The sequence below is a fragment of the Streptomyces sp. NBC_00005 genome (genome assembly GCF_045160215.1).
Lineage (GTDB): Bacteria > Actinomycetota > Actinomycetes > Streptomycetales > Streptomycetaceae > Streptomyces.
The window spans coordinates 10,606,625-10,624,377 of the sequence record NZ_CP108316.1; the positions used below are offsets into that span (position 1 = coordinate 10,606,625).

A 17,753-nucleotide genomic window follows, 5' to 3' on the forward strand; every position below is an offset into this window, starting at 1 on the left:
AGAATCCTCTTGGCGGTTTCCTCAGCCCGGGCAGGAGTTGCGGCACGGTACACTCGTCCGCGGCTCGGCGCCGGGCGGTTTCACCGTTTGTGAGCGAATTCAGTGGGGAGAGCATCATCATGGCGAGGCTGACGCGAGAGCAGAGCCAGGCGCTCACGCGGGAGAAGCTCCTGAACGCAGCACGGGACGTCGTCGCGAGGGAGGGGTACGAGGGCGCCTCGGTCGAACGCATCGCGGACGAGGCGGGGTTCTCGAAGGGAGCCTTCTACTCGAACTTCGCCTCCAAGCCGGACGTCCTCCAGGTACTCCTCGAGGGAAACGCGGGGCACGACGTCGAAGAACTCTCCGAAGCCCTGCGCGAAGTCACCGACCCGGACGTCGTCATCGAAATCGTCGCCCATTGGTCCGACACCCGTGCCGCGGAACAGAAATGGGGAATCATCGCCATTGAGTTCCTCCGCCGTGCACAGCGTGACGGAAATCTGGGAATGCGGCAGCGTCAGCTGTTCGTCAGTCAGTGGGAAGAAATCGGAAAGCTTCTGCTCGAAAAACTCGCCCTGGGGCGTGACGGGAGGATCAGCGCCCTCGACATGGGGGGAATCGTGCTCGAACTGACCTACGGCGGTATCTCGGGATTCCTCCGTGCCAATACCGCCGGGCAGATGGTGCGGCACGTGCTCAAGTCGTTTCGCGACTCGGCCCGGCCTGCACAAGAGAGATGACCGTCGCGGCAGGGGTGCCGGAGCCGGCCGACGGACGCCGGAAGAGCAGGGCCGCGCTCAGGGGCAGTGGTAGCGAGCAGGGTCGGCCGCACACCAGCAGGGCGTGGTGCAGGCCGGTGACGAACTGGGTGCGGTCGGCGGCGGTACGGACGTGTCCGCCGGGCACCTGGCCGAAGGCGAGCGAGCCGGGCACGGCCACGCCGAACACCTGGCCGACCTGACGCATGGTGTTGACGAGGGCGGAGGCCATTCCGGCCCGTTCCACGCGGACCGAGGTCATGGCGATGGTCTTCATCGGGGTGCCCACCAGGCCACCCTGATCACGACCAGCGAGTCGAATTCTGTCCAGTCATAGCCGACGGAGGTGACCTCGACCGTGGCATGCCGCAGACCGTCGGTTGTCAGGACCGGATTCGGCTTCCCTTGTTCGCCCACCAAGGTGGCAAGTGTGACGGAACGCGCGCGCAGAACGGCCGGGGCAAAGGCCGCGACAAGGAGCCCTGAGCGCCGACCCCGGGCGTCCGACTGCGCCTCCGTGCCTCCGTCAGGCGATGGTGATGCTGTCGTCGAGGTAGACGAGAGCGGATCTGCTGGTCGTGGGGCGCCGTACCGGCCCTCAGACGTCCGAAGGCCGACTGGGGCCGGGGACCACGCCGTACTGCATCACACCCGCTGCCCAGTAGCAGTGGTGCCGTACGCCGGCTGACGGCGGGGATGCTCAGCCGAAGAACACCTCGAACTCCTCGTACAGCGACGGATCCACCAGCTTGGTCTGCGCCGTGGCGTCGGCCAGGGGAACGCGGACGATCTCGGTGCCGCGCAGGGCCACCATCATGCCGAAGTCTCCGTCATGGACCGCGTCGACTGCGTGCAGTCCGAAGCGCGTGGCCAGCCAGCGGTCGAAGGCGCTCGGGGTGCCGCCGCGCTGGACGTGGCCGAGGACCGTGGTGCGGGCGTCCGTGCCGGTGCGTTGCGAGATCTCCTGGGCCAGCCACTCGCCGATGCCGGACAGCCGCACATGGCCGTACTCGTCCACCGTGTGGTCCTTGAGGATCATTTGTCCATCTTTGGGGACGGCTCCCTCGGCGGCCACGACGATCGGCGCATAGTTGGTCTTGAAGCGGTTCTTCACCCACGCACAGACCTGATCGATGTCGAACGGCTGCTCCGGGACAAGGATCACGTTGGCGCCGCCCGCGACGCCGGCGCGCAGGGCGATCCATCCGGAGTGCCGTCCCATCACCTCCACCACCAGGGTGCGCATGTGCGACTCGGCGGTGGTGTGGAGGCGGTCGATGGCCTCCGTCGCGATGCCGACGGCGGTGTCGAAGCCGAAGGTGTAGTCAGTGCCCGATACATCGTTGTCGATGGTCTTCGGCACGCCGACCAGATTGATCCCCTGCCGGCTCAGCTCGCAGGCCGCACCGAGAGTGTCCTCGCCGCCGATCACGACGAGCGCGTCGATGCTGTGCGCGGCCAGGGTGTCCTGGATGCGCCGCACCCCGTCCTCGTGCTTGAACGGGTTGGTGCGGGAGGAACCGAGGATGGTTCCGCCGCGTGGAAGGATCCCCCGCACGCGGGAGATGTCCAGCGGCACCACATTGCCCTGGAGCGCACCGAGCCAGCCGTCACGCAGGCCGACGAAATCGAAGGCGTACTCCTGGACGCCCTTGCGGACGACGCTGCGGATCACGGCATTGAGGCCGGGACAGTCACCGCCGCCGGTCAGCACTCCGACTCTCATGGCCTCTTCCCTTCCCTGCACGGAGTGACGTCGGCGGGCAGCAGCTCCGGGTGATGTGCGGGTCCCGCGTTCGCTCGTCGAACTCGGCAGCGATCGGCTCACGCCAGGTGTCGGCCCGCTCCAGCAGGCTTTCCGGCCTGTGCTGTACGGGCAGAGTCATTCGGTTCACCTCCACGGACGTGAACTCGAAGAGCCAGGTGACTCTCCTTCCATCATGAGCGCCTGTGACCCCGTCGGCGACCCGCCTTGGGGCCTGCCACCGGAGGACCTTCGGCCCCGTGACTCGTCCCCCACGTACGGCACGCCGCCGTTGCGCTCACCGCCGTCGGAACCGACATCATGGGTCACTCCGTCGTCGTCTTCCACGGCTTCACCCGCCAGGTCCTCTTCGACCTCGGCGACTACGCCGTCCATCCGGCCCTGCGCAACGACCTGGGCCTGCTCTGGTCACCTGCGACGAGCACGGTGCTGGATCGCCGACCGGCTCACATGCGCCTGCGCGGAACTGGGTCCCCGCGTCACCGACGAGGGCGGAGGTCTGGCCGTAGCATGGTCTTGCGTGGTGGCGCGGGCGAGGTGACCGCCGGGCGAATGGGACCTCGTGGAGGGCCGATCGGCCCTCGCGCAGGCCGCCCCGTACCCGATATACCAAAGTGAAACGACAGACTCCACGCCGAGGCCCGTCGCACGAAGTGCCCATTGCCGGCGCTGCGACGTCCCCGGTCAAGCGGATCGAGGACCGCCGCGCTGAGGAGGTCGCCACCTTCCGTGCGACCACCGATGCGCGGATGTTCAGTGCTCGCGCACCGATCTCTTGCCGCACGCCCTGGAGTCCTGCCGACATAAGGCCTGCTCGCCGGTGACCAGGGAGGACACCATGTCCAAGCGGCCATCATTTCGACGGCGACCGGGAGCCCGTCTGGTTCCCCTCGTGGCGACCGCCGCCGCGCTGGCGCTCTACGCACTGCGGTTGCGGCCGAGGCTGCTGACCTGGGGCGCGACACAGGACGAGACCGACCGCACCTACCCCGGCGACGACATCGTGCCCGATGCCGACGGCACCTCGACCATGGCCACCACCCTTCCGGCGCCCCCCGAGACGGTCTGGCCCTGGCTGGTGCAGATGGGAGGCGACCGCGGAGGCTGGTACAGCTGGGACCGCCTGGACCGCTACGGAGAACCCAGTGCGGACCGCATTGCGCCCGAGTGGCAGCACCTGGAGGAGGGGCAACGCCTGACGGCGACGCGGAACGGCTGGTCCTGGTTCACCGTGGCCCGTCTGGAGCCGAACCGGACCCTGGTGCTGCGCTCGGATCTGAGCTTGCCCTCCGGCCATTCCTTCGATCCGCAGTGGGATGTTCTCCCACTGGCGCACATGGACGGAATCTGGGCATTCCACTTGCGGCCGACTGCCGATGGCGGCACCCGCCTGGTGGTCCGTACCCGCGGACAGAGCCGCCCGCGTCGCCTCACCCGACCGTTCGACCTGCTGCTGGGCGAACCGGCGCACTTCATCATGCAGACTCGCCAGTTCCACAACCTGCGCACCCGGGTAGGCGCGGCAGCCTGACGCGGGACGGAGCCGCCGGGGTCGGCCCGCGGTCTGCGGGCGCCGAGGATCACGACCTCGTTGAGCGTCGTCAGCAGGGAGGAGACATGCTTCGGTCCCGAGCACATCCGTCTCGGCCCAGGCACCCGAACACCGACACGGTGCCGCTGGTCCCGACGCCGCCCCCGCACGCTGGAGAGGACGGCTCCGCTCCCGTCTTCGTCGACTCCACCGGGCGCCGTGGGCGGCGCATCCGGCGCGTCGTCTACGCGGCGGGCGCGCTGTGTGCCGCGTACGCGGGCGTGCTGGTGCTCAGTTTCATGGGCGCGACGCCGTTCGCCCCGCGGACCATACTGCCCGTACCCGGCCTGCCCTCCGAGAAGCCTGGCACCGTACGTGAGACCCCGCGTGAGGATCTGCCGGGTTCGTCCGTCGCCCCCTCGTCCGGCGGCGCGTCCGTGTCACCGTCGGAGGTCCCGGGACCGTCGGCCCTGCCTACGGACCCGTCCTCGGGCGGCGGAGGTTCCTCGGACCCGGCGACGGAGCCCAGCGCGTCGCCCACACCCACGGGTGGCACCTCACCGACCGGCTCCTCGCCCGGAACCGGCCCGACGGATTCCGGCAGCCCGTCCGGCACCGGCCCCGCGACCTCGGCCGGCCCCTCCGACGGTGCTTCGAGCCCGTCTCCGGAGAGTTCCGGCAGCGCGCCGAGTGAGTCGCCGGGCATCGGTGCGGGGGCGCCGAACGGCGGGGCGTCACCCGCCGCCTCCAGTGACCCGGCGGGACCCTGACCATGTCCGCACAGTCGCCGAGACGCCCTGCGAGGCGACACAAGACCCGCCGCGGCACCGCCTCCCGCCCGCGGTTTGCAGTGCTGCTTCTCGTCCTGGTCCTGGTGGCGGGAATCCTGCTGCTGCACGGCTACACACACGGGGAGTTCGCCGCCGACCAACGCGTGCATCCTCCGGTCGCGGCCGACCAGGTGCCGGAGGCGGTGCTGCGCGGCGGTCCGGTGATCGACACCAGCGGATCCGGGACGCGCAGCCACCGGCTGCCGGACCGTACCGTCGCCCTGACCTTCGACGATGGCCCGGACCCGACCTGGACGCCGCAGGTCCTGGACGTGCTCGACCACTACGGCGCCAAGGGCACCTTCTTCGTGCTCGGCGCGGCGACCGCCCGCGAGCCCGGTCTCGTACGGCGCATGGTCGGCGAGGGACACGAGGTCGGTGTGCACACCTTCACGCACCCCGACCTCGTGTACCAGTCCGAGGCCCGTACGGAGCGCGAACTTGCGCAGACCCAGCTCGCGTTGGCGGGAGCGGCGGGCATCCACAGCTCGCTGGTGCGCCCGCCGTACTCGGCCCACGCCGCGGACCTGGACGACCTGTCCTGGCCGGTGGTCCAGCGGCTCGGGAGCAAGGGGTACATCACCGCGCTGGTCGACGTCGACACCGAGGACTGGCGGCGACCGGGCACGGATGCCATCGTCGCGAGCGTCACCCGGAAGGTGACCGGGCAGGGCGCCGTGGTGCTGCTGCACGACGCCGGAGGGGATCGCTCCCAGACGGTTCGCGCGTTGGAGATCCTGATTCCCGAACTCCGCGCCCAGGGCTACCGGTTCACCACCGTCACCGGAGGCCTCGGGGCAGGCGGCGCCCATCACCCGGTCTCCGGGGCCGAGTTGTGGAGCGGACGGGTTTTCGTGGCGGCGGTGATCGCCGGCGATCGGCTCGTGCCCGCTCTGGTCGTGCTGATGGCTGCCGTGGGCGCTCTGATGCTCGCCCGGTTCGCGGCCATGCTGGTGCTGGCCCGCCGCCACGCCCGGGGGCGCCGCGAGCCGGGCTTCTCCTGGGGACCGGAGATCACTGAACCCGTGAGCGTGGTGATCCCCGCCTACAACGAGGAGAAGTGCATCGTCCAGACGGTGCTGTCCGTCGTCAAGAGCGAACACCCGGTCGAGGTCGTGGTGGTGGACGACGGCTCCACCGACGGCACCGCCGAGGCCGTGGCCTCGCTCGCGCTGCCGGGCGTCACCGTCGTACGGCAGCCCAACCGCGGCAAGCCCGCCGCCCTCAACACAGGTATGGCGCTTGCCCGGTACCCGCTGATCGTGATGATGGACGGCGACACGGTCTTCGAACCGGCCACCGTGCACCACTTGGTGCAGCCCTTCGCCGACCGCCGCGTCGGGGCGGTGGCAGGCAACACCAAGGTCGGCAACCGGGGCCGCCTGCTGGGCACCTGGCAGCACCTCGAATACGTGATGGGTCTCAACCTGGACCGCCGTATGTACGACGTGCTGGGCTGCATCCCCACCGTGCCCGGGGCCGTCGGCGCCTTTCGGCGCTCCGCGTTGCGGCACGTGGGAGGGCTGAGCGACGAAACCCTCGCCGAGGACACCGACCTCACGATGGCGCTGCACCGGGGCGGCTGGCAGGTGGTGTACGAGGAGCGGGCCCGAGGCTGGACCGAAGCGCCCGCGACCGTCGGCCAGTTGTGGCGGCAGCGCTACCGGTGGAGCTACGGAACCCTGCAGGCGATGTGGAAGCACCGCCACGCGCTTGTCGAACGGGGCCACGCCGGCCACTTCGGCCGCTACGGGCTGGGGCTGGTGGTGCTGTTCACCGTGCTCACCCCGCTGCTGGCCCCGCTGATCGACCTGTTCCTGGTGTACGGGCTGCTCTTCCAGGATCCGGCGCGCACCGCGCTCGCCTGGGGCGCGCTGCTCGGCGTACAACTCCTGTGCGCGGCCTACGCGTTGCGGCTCGACGGAGAGAAGCTGCGCGTGCTGTGGGCGCTGCCGCTGCAGCAGCTGTTCTACCGCCAGCTCCTGTACACGGTGCTGCTGCAGTCCTGCACGACGGCGCTCACCGGCGCCCGCCTGCGTTGGCACAAGCTGCGCCGGACCGGCAAGGTGACCGCGCCCCCGGTGTCCGTGCCACCGCTGTCCGCGCCGCAGCCGGTGCCGGCCCCCGGCCCGGTCGCCGCCGTACAGCCCGCCGCGTCCGTGCCCCACAAGAAGGGCCGCAACCTCTATCTGGACTTCCTGCGGGCCGTGGCCCTGATCCGTGTCGTGACCTACCACACCTTCAACTGGGCGTGGCTCACCCTCGCCTTCCCCGCCTTGGGCGTGATGTTCGCCCTGGCGGGCTCCCTGATGGCTCGCTCCCTCGACCGCGGCGACCGCTCAGCGACCGCGGTGGTACGCGCCCGGATGCGCCGACTGCTGCCTCCGGTATGGCTCTTCGGCCTGGTCGTGGTTGTCGCGATGCTGCTGTCCGGCTGGCGGCCGGACGAGGACGGCGGCGGCCAGGCTGCCGGTTGGGCGCGGATGGTGTTCTGGATCGTGCCGATCAGCGAGCCGCCCTTCGCCGACGCCGACTGGGCCCGGCAGATCGTCGCACCCCTGTGGTACATCCGCGCCTACCTGCTGTTCGTGATCCTCTCGCCGCTGCTGCTGCGCGTGTTCCGCAAGGCACCGTGGATCTCGGTGGCGGCCTTCCTGGCACTGGCGGCGCTGGCCCAGAGCGAGCTGCTGCCGTTGCCCGCCCGGGTCGCGGCCCCCTTCACCGACCTCGCCACGTTCGGGGCCTGTTGGCTGCTGGGCTTCGCCCACCGCGACGGGCTCGCACGCCGGCTGCCCGCGGCAGGCGCCGGGGCGGCGGCCGTCGCGGTCATGGCGGTGGGCGGCTGGTTCGTCCTGGCGCATCCGACCGAGGAGGGCTACGACCTCGGCTCGATTCCGCTCGGGCAGGCCTTCTGGTCCTTCGGCTTCGTTCTCCTGCTGCTGCGGTTCGGACCGCAGAGCGACCGCTGGATAAGGCGCCACCGGCCGCTGCACGCCGTCGTCGTGCTGCTCAACGCCAGGGCTGTGACCGTATATCTGTGGCACGAGGTCGCGCTCGTGCTCGGTGTGGTCCTCATCGACCAGATGTGGCGCGTACCCGCGCTGGAGAACTCCCTGCCGCTCGGCGCCGAGTGGTTCCTGTACCTCGTCGCCTGGCCTCTCATCGCCGTGGCGGTGTTGCTGGTCGGCTGGTCGGAGGACCGGGCGGCGAAACGCCCGATACGGCTGTGGCCACGACCGGATCGGCAGCCCGAAGAGGTGTGATCTGCGCTCGCCGATCCGGCGGGGCGGTGTGGTCTTCTCAGACGGCGATGAGGTGGTCCGACACTGCGACCACATCCGCGATCTGTTCCACTGCAGTCCTCAACTTCGGGACCAGAACAGCGTCCAGCGTGCCGCTCAGCGTGACCGTGCCGCTCAGGACCTGCACGTGCACTCGAGCGGGGTCGATCCCCAACTCGCCTTGGACGACGCCGGTGACGATGGGGCGTACGGTGAGCGCCGGCGCGGACATCGGCGTGGCCCCCGTCTCTCCCGCGTCCGCGGTACATGGCCGCCGACGCAGCATACGGTCGAACGCGGCGGGCCGATCGCCCGCGGCAAGCGATGCCGCCCGGGCGAGGAGGTCGGACTCCGCGATCACGCCGATCACCCGCTGGGTCTCATCCACAACGGGTACGGCCCCGGTCTGCAAGCGGGCCAGCATCCGGGCGACGTCGAGGAACGGCGTGTCGCCGAAGACTCCGGACACGGACCGCCGCATGACGTGACTCACCTGACGATCCGCGGCTGATGGCGGTGGACGGCACGTGCTGGGATGGCGCCGACAGCGCGGCGAATGAGAAGGCCTTCGGACGTCCGGGCAACACCCGCGGCCCGGGCAGGGCGGCGTTCCCGCAGGTAGGCCGTGCCGGCCTACGGTCCCGGTGTCACGAGCCCTGTCTCGTAGGCCACCACCACCGCCTGGGCCCGGCTGTTCAGGTCCAGTTTGTTCATGGTGCGGTTGAGGTGGGTCTTGACCGTCGCTTCGCTGATGCAGAGCCGGTCGGCGATGTCCAGGTTGGACAGGCCGCGCGCGGTGAGCTTGAGGACGTCGACCTCGCGTGAGGTCAACGCATCCAGGTCGCACGGGGGTGGGGCGCCGGGATCGGAGCGGGTCTGGTGGGCGAAGGCTTCGACCAGGCGCCGGGTCACGGTGGGTGCGAACAGGGCGTCGCCGCCGCCGACCGCGGCTACCGCCGCCAACAGTCGCTCGGGCCCTGAGTCCTTGAGCAGGAAACCCGATGCTCCGGCCCGCAGCGCCCCGTACACGTATTCGTCGAGGTCGAAGGTGGTCAGCACGAGCACCCGGGGCACGGGGGCGGCCGCCTCGGCGAGGATGCGCTCGGTGGCCTCGATGCCGTTCATGCCGGGCATGCGGATGTCCATCAGGATCACGTCGGGCCGCGTCTTGGCGGCCAGTCGCACCGCTTCCTCGCCGTCTCCGGCCTCACCGACGGTCTCGAAGCCGGGCGCGGCGTCGAGCAGCCCGACGAGCCCGGCGCGGATGAGGAATTGGTCGTCGACGACGAGGACTCTGGTCATCTGGTGCGTTCGTCCCTCCACCGTGCGGCAGTTGCCGATGTTGGCAGGGTCAGGCTGACCGCGAAGCCCCCTTCGGCGCATGGGCCGACGCTGATGGTCCCGCCGTAGAGCTTGGCCCGCTCTCGCATGCCGATCAAGCCGTGTCCGCCGCCCGACGAGACTATGGCCGGAATCTTCCCCTCTCCGCCGTTGGTGACGCTGACGGTCAGTTCGTGCTTGGCGTAATGGAGTCGCACCTGGGTGGCGGCGTGGTGGGTGTGTTTGAGGACATTGGTGAGGGCTTCTTGGACGACGCGGTATGCGCACAGCTCGACGCCGGGCGGAAGCGGGCGCGCGGTGCCCTGGATGTTCAGCTCGACGGGGACTCCGCCGGCCCGGACCCGCTGCACCAGGTCGTCGAGGCGGGCGAGGGTGGGCATGGGGGCGGCAGACTCGGCGCCGCCCAGGTCGTGTTCCCGCAAGACCTTCAGCATGCGCCGCAACTCCTCAAGCGCCTCCGTGCTGGTGTCCTCGATGGTGGTGAGCGCGTCCCGGGCCGTTGTGGCATCGGAGTCGAGGACGAACCGGGCCAGGCCCGCCTGAACGGAGATCACCGACATGTGGTGGGCGACGACGTCGTGCAGCTCGCGGGCTATGCGCCCGCGTTCGGCGGCGACCTCACGGCGGGCCCGTTCGGCCTGCTCGGCCCGCAGCTGCTGGCCGAGGGCGTGGGAGCGTCGCGCCAGCGTGCCGGACCACACCAGCACCGAGCAGTACAGCAGCGCCTGGCCCACGACCAGCCCCGTGGACAGGCTGTCGCTGATCACACCGGCGTACACCCACTTGGCCGTCATCACGGCCGCGCAACCGGCGGCGATCCGTGCCGGGTGCACCGACGCCACCGTGTACAGGGCGAGCATCGAGCCGAACGCGGACGCCACCGGCCAGTACCCCAGACCGATGTAGGCGATGCCGGCCACCTGCACGACAGCGAAGACCACCAGCGGTGCCCTGCGCCGCAGGGCGACGGGCAGATGCGCCAGGACGAGGAGCACGTAAGCGCTCGCGTCGAGTTCGGGCCAGCCCTGCGCCACCGACAACTGTCCCAGCCGGACAGCCGTCGCGGTCATGGCGAGCGCGATCAGCGTGTCGACGGTGACCGGCCGGGGCGTACGCATGCGCATCGCCGCAGCGTATGCCCAAGCCGCGCGCGGCAGCGTCAACCTTCCGTGGTACCGCGGAAGTTGCAGGTACCTCCACGGCTACCGCACACAGTGGAGCGGGAGTTCCACCCGCTGCCCGACGCGGAGGGTGCGCCGCCGACCTTACGGTCATGGCACAGTGGCGCCGCCCGACCAGCGGAGCCATACGGCTCGCCGGCTGCTCGGAGGAACCCAACGGGGCGTTGCGCGGCTCGCGGCCGGAAGGAGCCGGCATGACCATACGCACGCGCATTACCCGGGCGACGCTGCGGCCGATCATCACGGGGAAAACCATGGCACGTAGCGAGCGGGGTCTGGCGGCTGCGGCCGCCATGGCAGTCGGAGGCGTACTGGCTCTGGCTCCCACGCCCGCATCGGCGTCCGTCCCTCAGGGCACCGGCCCGGTGACCAACGACAGGGGGCTTGCGTGAGCTCGGGTACGAGGCGAGTCAAACCGGCTGCCTGCACGGGCGGCGCCGTGGCCGCCCCAACCGAGTCAACCTTGGGCCGCACTGCTTATCCCACCCCACCGTGACATCACTTCAACAGAAGGAGGCAGACATGCGCATTCCGCTCCTCAAGCGCACTTTCGCCATGGCGGTCGCCATGGTTGCCGGAACGGCGGTCTTCACCGCGACCCCCGCCTACGCCAGTTCTTACAAGGGATGCGTGTACCCCCGCGTCTGCTTCTACCTCACCGACGCCGACTGGGCAGCGAGCTCGCCCACCGCCGCGTACCAGGACGTCACCGACGTCATCCAGAACCTGGGCTCGAAGAGCAGGGGCGCCACCCACGTGATGAACACCCGGAACGACGACCGGGTGATTCTCAGGTACGTCAGCTACGGCGTGACGTACTACGAGTGCCTCGAGCCGAACACAGGGCGCTCATACCCCTCTTACCTCACGGTGACCGGCATCATGATCCAGACCGCCTCCAGCTGCAACTGACAAGGTCACACGCTCCGTGGCCCCCGCCCGCCGGGGAGGCGGGGGCCAGGTTCTGCTTGAACCGGCGTGGGAAGTCTCCCGCACTGCGACGACGATGCGGCAGCAGGAGGGCGGCGAAGGCACGGACGACGGGCGGGTGGTGTTCTCCGGTGCGTGCGTGGATCCAGGACATTGTGCGCAGGAGCGTGAACGGTCACCGTCGTGCGCGGAATGACAGCCCGATCATGACTGTCGAGGCCCTCAACTCTGTTGCCACGTAGGGGCATTGGTGCAACCGTGCCGGCCTGGCCAGAATTCCAATTTCTCGGCCATTTATCGACGGCAGGCATGAGGTAAGCGTCTGCCGGGGCGGGCGGCACCTTTCATGAACGACACGTCGCCGCAGTCCGGCCAGTCCGGCCAGATCCAGTAAAGGAGAAGTTTCGCAGTTATGAGAAAGAGTTCATTTCGCGTTCACACCGACAACGCGTCCATCCAGCATCGGGTCACCATGAGTGCGAGACCGGGTTGGAGGGTCAGAACCGGCGTTTTCGCCGCTACGGCGGCGCTCCTCTCGGCGGCCACACTACTCGGTGCCGGTCCGGCGTCGGCGGCGCCTGCGGCGATCAAGCTGACCTCCTCGTCCTGTCCCAACGTGATCCAGCAGGGCCAGGTGAGCGGCTGCGTCACGGAGTTGCAGAATCTGCTCAACGCCCACGGCGCCGGTCTGGTGGTGGACGGCAATTTCGGGGCGAACACGCGCTACGCGGTGCGCGAGTACCAGTCCTCCACCGCGATCGCCGTGGACGGACAGGTGGGCCCCCAGACCAAGGCCAAGCTGTACGCGACCGGCGGTTCGGCCCCGGCACCGATCAATCTCAGGTCCTCGTCGTGCCCGGCGAACATCGTCCAGGGCAACAAGGGCGGCTGCGTCACCGAACTGCAGCGGTTGCTCCGCCACTTCGGCTACTCGATCGACGTGGACGGCGATTTCGGAGCGGCGACGGACAGCGCGGTCCGAAACTTCCAGTCCGCGCACGGCCTTTCGGTCGACGGCCAGGTCGGCACGAACACCAAGCGGGAGCTCTACGACACCGACGAGTCGCCGTCCACCGCCCTGGACCTGCGATCGGCGTCCTGTCCGTCGGACATCGTGGAGGGGCAGAGCGGCGGTTGTGTCGCGACGCTGCAGGCCCTGCTCAATGGCAAGGGACAACACCTCGACGTGGACGGTGAGTTCGGTCCTCTGACCCTGGCAGCTGTGAAGTCGTTCCAGTCGGCGGCGGGGCTTTCCGTCGACGGCGAAGTCGGCCCGAACACCAAGTCCGCCCTGTACTCGAACATCAGCACGGGCGGCGGCAGCGGCGCACCGGCGCCGATCAACCTGAACTCCAGCTCGTGCCCGAGCAATATCGTGCAGGGCCAGCGCAGCGGCTGTGTCACCGAGCTACAGAGCCTGCTCAACCACCACGGAGCCGATCTCGCCGTTGACGGCGACTTCGGACCGTTGACGGACAGCGCGGTGCGGGACTTCCAGGCCGAGAAGGGTTTGTCGGTCGACGGCCAGGTGGGTCCGAACACCAAGGCCGCTCTGTACGGCGCGGTCACCCCGCCTTCATCGCCCCCGCCCGGCGGCGGGTACAGCAAGATCCTCGATGTGGCCGCGGCCGAGGTCGGCACGGTCGAGGGCAGCGCCCGGGCGAACAGCTACGGATCGGCTGTGGGCGTGTCGATGTCCACCAGCAACTACTCCTGGTGTGCGACCTTCGTGAGCTGGGTGGCCAAGCAGACCGGGGCCACCTCCTACCGCAGCACCTGGGTCGAGCACTGGGTCAACCAGGCGCGGGCCGGCAATTACCACCTCTCGGTGACGACGAACCCGCAGCCGGGCGACATCGTGGCCTTCGACTGGGATGGAGGAAACGACTACAAGGGCGGCCAGGAGCACATAGGCATCGTGAGAACAGTGAGCGGCGGCTCCAGCTTCACCACCGTCGAGGGCAACACCGGCAACCCCAATGGCGGGTCGGACGGTGTGTACGTCAAGACCCGCAGTACGAACAGCGGATACGACGTGCTGTTCATCCGAGTCCGCTGACCGGCTGACCGGGTGCTCAGGTGCTCGGATGAGAGTTTTCGTCCGGGCCTTTCATCCCGTCGCCGGAGTCCGGACCGGCGATACCGGGTGCCGCCGCGAGACCTGGCCTCGTCGGCAGGCGGCCCTCGGTGCATCCGGACCGGTCGTCGGTCACGCCGAGCCGGCCCCGGTGCCGACTCGGCGGACAGCAGGAACAGCCGGCGCGCGTGGTAGAGCGCCCACGGCACGTCGAGCTCGCGCTAGCCCCAATCCGTGACTCTGTTGGCGATCTTGCCGGGGATGCTGACAGGTCGTCTGTTGGGCGGTTTGCTGGAGTGAGGCGGGGTGGTTCCGGGGAGAGGGCCGGAGATGTCCTGCGGGCCAGGAGTTACCAACGGATCCCGACGCGAACGGTGTTGACGGCGTGGGCGGCGTGCCCGAAGGGCACGCCGGCGATGCTGATGCGGGACCGGCTGGATGTGGTGTTCAAGGACGAGGAGTTCGCGGACCTGTTCCCCAAGGACGGCCGGCCGGGCTTGGCGCCGGGGCAGTTGGCGCTGGTGTTGCTGCAGGTGATGCTGCACCGGCTGACCGAGGCCGGACGGCTCAAATTCCGCGGACGGCAGCACCGACGCGACCCACGTGCTCGCGGCGGTATGCACCCTCAGCCGACTGGAGCTGGTCGGCGAGAGTCTGCGGGCCGCCCTGGAACAGCTCACCCAGGCGGACCCGGACTGGCTGCTGCCGCTGGTCGAGCCGGAGTGGGACAAGCGCTACGGGCGCAAGGTGGAGATCGGCAGGGTCCCCGGCGGGAAGGCCGGGGTCACCGCCCTGGCAGAGGCCTTCGGCCGGGACGGGCAGAAGATCCTGGCCGCCGTGTGGGCGGCCGACGCCCCGACCAGGCTCCGGACGCTGACGCAGGTGGAGATCCTGCGCCGGGTCTGGGTGCACCACTATTACTGGGACGCCCGTGGGCTGCTGCGCTGGCGCGACGGGCACGCGCTGCCACCCGCGTCGCTGCGGTTCGATTCCCCGTACGACACCGATGCGCACTACTGCGTCAAACGCGACACCGTCTGGTCCGGCTACCGCACCCATTTCACCGAAACGTGCACGTCAGAACTGCCGGAGGTGGTCGTGCACGTGGCCACCACGATCGCCCCGGTCCAGGACGGCAAGCTCACCGCCCAGATCCACGACGACCTCGCGGCGATCGACCTCACTCCGGCCGAGCACGCGGTCGACGCCGCCTACGTCAGCCCCGTGCAGATCGAACGCGCCCGGCGGGTGCACGGCATCACCCTGCTGGGCCCGGTCGCACCCGACCACAGTCACCAGGCCAAAAGCGGGGCCGGGTTCGACAAGGCCGCCTTCTCGATCGACTGGGAGCACCGCCGGGCCACCTGCCCCCAGGGCAACCTCAGCCGCGAGTGGCGGACCCTGCGCATCAGCGGACACGACTACATCCAGGTCAAGTTCGACAAGGCCAATTGTCTGGCCTGCCCCGTGCGCCCGCAGTGCACCGACGCGGTCAGCGGTCCGCGCTCACTCGCGCTGCTGCCCACCCGCGAACTGCATGAGATCCAGCAGCACAACCGTCTCGACCAGCGCACCGAGGACTGGCAGCGCCGGTACGCGATCCGCGCCGGCATCGAAGCCACCCTCTCCCAGAACGTCCGCGCCCACGGCCTGCGCCGAACCCGCTACCGCGGCCTGCCGAAAACGCACATCGGGCACGTCCTGACCGAACTGGCCTGCAATGTCACCCGCGTCGCCGACTGGATCGCCGAACCGACCCGTCCCCGGCGGGCACCCAGCCACTTCCGCGCCCTCTGCACCGCCCCCAGCTGACCCCGGCAAGATCGCCAACAGAGTCACGGCATTGCGCCTAGGGCGTCTATCCGCCGGTGGACGCGCTGTCCTCGTTGTCCCGGCCGATGCGCAAGGGCGCGGGTCCGGGCCGTACCCGCGACGACCACCTCGACGTCGCCGCACAGCTGCTCGCCGCCCTGGCCCGGGCCCGGCAGATCAGGGAGCTGGCCGACCTCGTCGGGCAGGCGGCCCTCAGCCCCACCGACCGCCGCTACCTCGATTTCGACGAGGCGTTCGCCCGGGGGTTCATGGACCAGCGGCGCGACGAACTGCGCACGCCGGAGCAGACGCTGGAGCGTGCCTGGGAGGTGCTGTTCACCCTGCCCCGCAGCCAACTGTCCATGCTGCCCGCCGAGTTCCTCGACGCGCACGGCGCGACGGAGAGCGGGTGATCCCATGGCGGACCCGCGTATCCCACCTGGACGGGCCGGCAGGATGAGGCTGCGCCACAGTCTGGAGGTCGCGCGGCGCGGAGCGGACCTGCTCGACCAGAAACTGCGCATCCCGCGCACCCGGCACGAGGAGCTGCTGCGCGCCGAGCACACCGCGCGGGATCACTGGCACGAGCGACTGAGGGAGGCCGAGACCTGGCTGCGGCGCGGGCTGCTCCTCGGTGGCGAAGAGTCCCTGGACGCACCCGAGCGCACACGTCCCGCCGGGTTGGAGATCGTATGGACGTCCACCATGGGCGTGCGACACCCGCAGACCGCGTCCTGCACGGTGCCGGAACGGGAGCCGGAGGCCTTGTCCCCCGCGAACACCGCGCTGGTCCAAGCCGAGGCCGCCTACGCCGAAGCCGTGCCGGCTGCCGCCCAGTACGCAGTCGCCCGCACCGCGGCACGTGTCGTCGGGGCCGAGGTGCTCAGCACCCGGCAGCGCGTGCGCGCCCTGCAGCGCCACTGGATCCCTCGACTGGAGCAGGCGCTGGCCCGCGTCGATCTCGCCCTGGAACAGAGCGAGCACGAGGACGCGGTGCGCCGGCGCTGGGCCGCCCGTGCCCTGGCGGACGACACCTGACGCCAGTAGGCAGCAGGGCGAACCCACTGCCCGGACGCCGTACAGGAAGTGCGCCCCGGCCGGTCGCCCGCGCAAGTGCGCGGCTGCGCCGCAGGGGGATATGGAGTCATCCTCGAAGGAGAGGCCGTTCACGCTCACCGTCCTCCCAGCTTGCTACGAGACGGAGGAATCGACATGGAGTCAGTTGTCACCGTGGGCCTCGACGGCTCACCCGAGAGTCTTTCCGCGGCCCGCTGGGCCGCCGAGGAGGCGGAGCGGCGGGGGCTCACGCTGCGCCTGCTGCATGCGTGGCCCCTGCTGGTGCCGGAACCTACCGACGTACCCGCGGAGGTGGATCAGAACTACTGGGCGAGGCGGATCGTGCACAACGCGCGGGCGGAGCTCCAGGTGCGCCACCCGGGCCTCGTCATCGATGAGCGCCTGGTCGCCGACGATGCCCAGGACGCACTGCTGCACGCGGCGTCGGAGTCGGAGATGCTCGTGCTCGGCTCGCGGGGGCTGGAATCCGTCGAGAGCTATTTCCTGGGCGAAATCAGCTTGTCCGTCGTGGCGCGGGTCGAGCGGCCGGTGGTTCTGGTGCGTGCCACGACCGGCGAGGACGAGCCATCGCCCACTGCGCGTACATCGGACGGCGTAGTGGTGGCGCTGAAACTGCAGGGTCCCTGCGACGACCTGCTCGCATTCGCCTTCGGTACCGCCGTGGCGCGGGGCGTGCCCCTTCGAGCCGTCCACGGCCGAAGGGTGCCGGTGCATGCGCACGTTCCCTGGGGCGTGGACCACGATGTCAGAGAAGAGATCACGCGGGACGCGCAGCAGAGCATGAGCCAGGTTCTCCGCCCCTGGCGCGAGAAGTTTCCGGGCGTGGTGGTGGACGACAGCATCGGTCTCGAAAGCCCCGCCAAGGTTGTCGTACGGTCCGCCGTGGGCGCCGGGCTGCTGGTCGTCGGCCGACGCAAGCACCGTCCCGCCCTGGGACCCCGCATGGGCTCGGTGGCCCACGCCGCCGTCCACCACGCGCGCTGCCCCGTCGCTGTCGTCCCCCACGAGTGAGACGAGCGACCACAGCAAGCCGATGGCGCCCGAGCTCCGGCCCGGCACCGACGCTCGGCCTGCATCCCTTCGGCCTGCCGTCCCGCGACGGGGGATGGGTGGGATGGGCCGTTCGGCCCCACATCGGAACCGAGAAGCCCTCGCGACAACGCACGCGCCCCGGCCAGGTGAGGACCT

General features: G+C 69.8%; 15 protein-coding genes and 2 pseudogenes. 12 read left to right on the forward strand and 5 right to left on the reverse strand.

Translation table 11 applies throughout. From position 1 onward, the window contains the following. Window positions 1–119 precede the first annotated feature (119 nt). Window positions 120–722, forward strand: a complete 603-nt coding sequence (locus tag OG303_RS48490) for a TetR/AcrR family transcriptional regulator (RefSeq protein ID WP_405876438.1) — start codon at window positions 120–122, stop codon at window positions 720–722. Here the strand turns inward: OG303_RS48490 and OG303_RS48495 are convergent. Together OG303_RS48495 and OG303_RS48500 are read right to left on the reverse strand one after the other, a co-directional pair. Continuing rightward, entirely contained in the window at window positions 679–1,029 is a 351-nt protein-coding gene (locus OG303_RS48495; protein WP_405876439.1) for a hypothetical protein, read from the reverse strand. The genes OG303_RS48490 and OG303_RS48495 overlap by 44 nt on opposite strands. A gap of 411 nt (window positions 1,030–1,440) precedes the next feature. Beyond that, a complete protein-coding gene (locus OG303_RS48500) occupies window positions 1,441–2,466 on the reverse strand; it encodes a 6-phosphofructokinase (protein WP_405876440.1) in 1,026 nt (341 codons plus the stop codon). Between the two features lie 931 nt (window positions 2,467–3,397). On the opposite strand from OG303_RS48500, the gene OG303_RS48505 reads away from it, so the two are divergent. From OG303_RS48505 to OG303_RS48520, 4 genes and pseudogenes are all read left to right on the forward strand, one after another. Next, entirely contained in the window at window positions 3,398–4,036 is a 639-nt protein-coding gene (locus OG303_RS48505; protein ID WP_405876441.1) for a hypothetical protein, read from the forward strand. A gap of 86 nt (window positions 4,037–4,122) precedes the next feature. After that, window positions 4,123–4,806, forward strand: coding sequence for a hypothetical protein (locus OG303_RS48510; RefSeq protein WP_405876442.1), 684 nt, complete (start codon window positions 4,123–4,125; stop codon window positions 4,804–4,806). 2 nt (window positions 4,807–4,808) lie between these two features. Further along, window positions 4,809–6,962: pseudogene (locus tag OG303_RS48515) on the forward strand (glycosyltransferase); the annotation flags it as partial. Between the two features lie 96 nt (window positions 6,963–7,058). Continuing rightward, window positions 7,059–8,129 (forward strand): annotated as a pseudogene (locus OG303_RS48520) (acyltransferase); the annotation flags it as partial. A gap of 37 nt (window positions 8,130–8,166) precedes the next feature. On the opposite strand, the gene OG303_RS48525 reads toward OG303_RS48520, so the two are convergent. The 3 genes from OG303_RS48525 to OG303_RS48535 all read right to left on the reverse strand — a co-directional run bounded on the left by OG303_RS48525 (window position 8,167) and on the right by OG303_RS48535 (window position 10,612). Further along, a complete protein-coding gene (locus tag OG303_RS48525; RefSeq protein ID WP_405876443.1) occupies window positions 8,167–8,628 on the reverse strand; it encodes a CBS domain-containing protein in 462 nt (153 codons plus the stop codon). Between the two features lie 152 nt (window positions 8,629–8,780). Continuing rightward, entirely contained in the window at window positions 8,781–9,449 is a 669-nt protein-coding gene (locus OG303_RS48530) for a response regulator (protein WP_405876444.1), read from the reverse strand. Further along, window positions 9,446–10,612 carry a sensor histidine kinase gene (locus OG303_RS48535; RefSeq protein WP_405876445.1) on the reverse strand — a complete coding sequence of 389 codons (1,167 nt, stop codon included), beginning with the start codon at window positions 10,610–10,612 and terminating at the stop codon, window positions 9,446–9,448. Before OG303_RS48535 ends, OG303_RS48530 begins: the two co-directional genes overlap by 4 nt. Before the next feature lie 251 nt (window positions 10,613–10,863). Between OG303_RS48535 and OG303_RS48540 the strand changes: the two genes are divergently transcribed. The 7 genes from OG303_RS48540 (at window position 10,864) to OG303_RS48570 (ending at window position 17,576) form a co-directional block, all read left to right on the forward strand. After that, a complete protein-coding gene (locus OG303_RS48540; protein WP_405876446.1) occupies window positions 10,864–11,061 on the forward strand; it encodes a hypothetical protein in 198 nt (65 codons plus the stop codon). A gap of 130 nt (window positions 11,062–11,191) precedes the next feature. Further along, window positions 11,192–11,581, forward strand: a complete 390-nt coding sequence (locus OG303_RS48545) for a hypothetical protein (protein WP_405876447.1) — start codon at window positions 11,192–11,194, stop codon at window positions 11,579–11,581. A 634-nt stretch (window positions 11,582–12,215) separates the two neighbouring features. Then, the gene (locus OG303_RS48550) at window positions 12,216–13,658 is read left to right on the forward strand and encodes a peptidoglycan-binding protein (protein ID WP_405876448.1); all 1,443 of its coding nucleotides are present in this window, start codon (window positions 12,216–12,218) and stop codon (window positions 13,656–13,658) included. Between the two features lie 621 nt (window positions 13,659–14,279). Further along, window positions 14,280–15,488 carry a transposase gene (locus tag OG303_RS48555; protein ID WP_405876449.1) on the forward strand — a complete coding sequence of 403 codons (1,209 nt, stop codon included), beginning with the start codon at window positions 14,280–14,282 and terminating at the stop codon, window positions 15,486–15,488. A 56-nt stretch (window positions 15,489–15,544) separates the two neighbouring features. Further along, the gene (locus tag OG303_RS48560; protein ID WP_405876450.1) at window positions 15,545–15,901 is read left to right on the forward strand and encodes a hypothetical protein; all 357 of its coding nucleotides are present in this window, start codon (window positions 15,545–15,547) and stop codon (window positions 15,899–15,901) included. 43 nt (window positions 15,902–15,944) lie between these two features. Then, window positions 15,945–16,526, forward strand: coding sequence for a V-type ATP synthase subunit D (locus tag OG303_RS48565; RefSeq protein WP_405876451.1), 582 nt, complete (start codon window positions 15,945–15,947; stop codon window positions 16,524–16,526). 174 nt (window positions 16,527–16,700) lie between these two features. Further along, window positions 16,701–17,576, forward strand: a complete 876-nt coding sequence (locus tag OG303_RS48570; protein WP_405876452.1) for a universal stress protein — start codon at window positions 16,701–16,703, stop codon at window positions 17,574–17,576. Window positions 17,577–17,753: the final 177 nt, after the last annotated feature.

Excerpts from the sequence above, each read along its gene's own strand:
- OG303_RS48490 (WP_405876438.1), top strand. The coding sequence starts at position 120 with ATGGCGAGGCTGACGCGAGAGCAGAGCCAGGCGCTCACGCGGGAGAAG.
- OG303_RS48500 (WP_405876440.1), bottom strand. The coding sequence starts at position 2,466 with ATGAGAGTCGGAGTGCTGACCGGCGGCGGTGACTGTCCCGGCCTCAAT.
- OG303_RS48510 (WP_405876442.1), top strand. The coding sequence starts at position 4,123 with ATGCTTCGGTCCCGAGCACATCCGTCTCGGCCCAGGCACCCGAACACC.
- OG303_RS48525 (WP_405876443.1), bottom strand. The coding sequence starts at position 8,628 with ATGCGGCGGTCCGTGTCCGGAGTCTTCGGCGACACGCCGTTCCTCGAC.
- OG303_RS48530 (WP_405876444.1), bottom strand. The coding sequence starts at position 9,449 with ATGACCAGAGTCCTCGTCGTCGACGACCAATTCCTCATCCGCGCCGGG.
- OG303_RS48535 (WP_405876445.1), bottom strand. The coding sequence starts at position 10,612 with ATGCGCATGCGTACGCCCCGGCCGGTCACCGTCGACACGCTGATCGCG.
- OG303_RS48540 (WP_405876446.1), top strand. The coding sequence starts at position 10,864 with ATGACCATACGCACGCGCATTACCCGGGCGACGCTGCGGCCGATCATC.
- OG303_RS48545 (WP_405876447.1), top strand. The coding sequence starts at position 11,192 with ATGCGCATTCCGCTCCTCAAGCGCACTTTCGCCATGGCGGTCGCCATG.
- OG303_RS48565 (WP_405876451.1), top strand. The coding sequence starts at position 15,945 with ATGAGGCTGCGCCACAGTCTGGAGGTCGCGCGGCGCGGAGCGGACCTG.
- OG303_RS48570 (WP_405876452.1), top strand. The coding sequence starts at position 16,701 with ATGGAGTCAGTTGTCACCGTGGGCCTCGACGGCTCACCCGAGAGTCTT.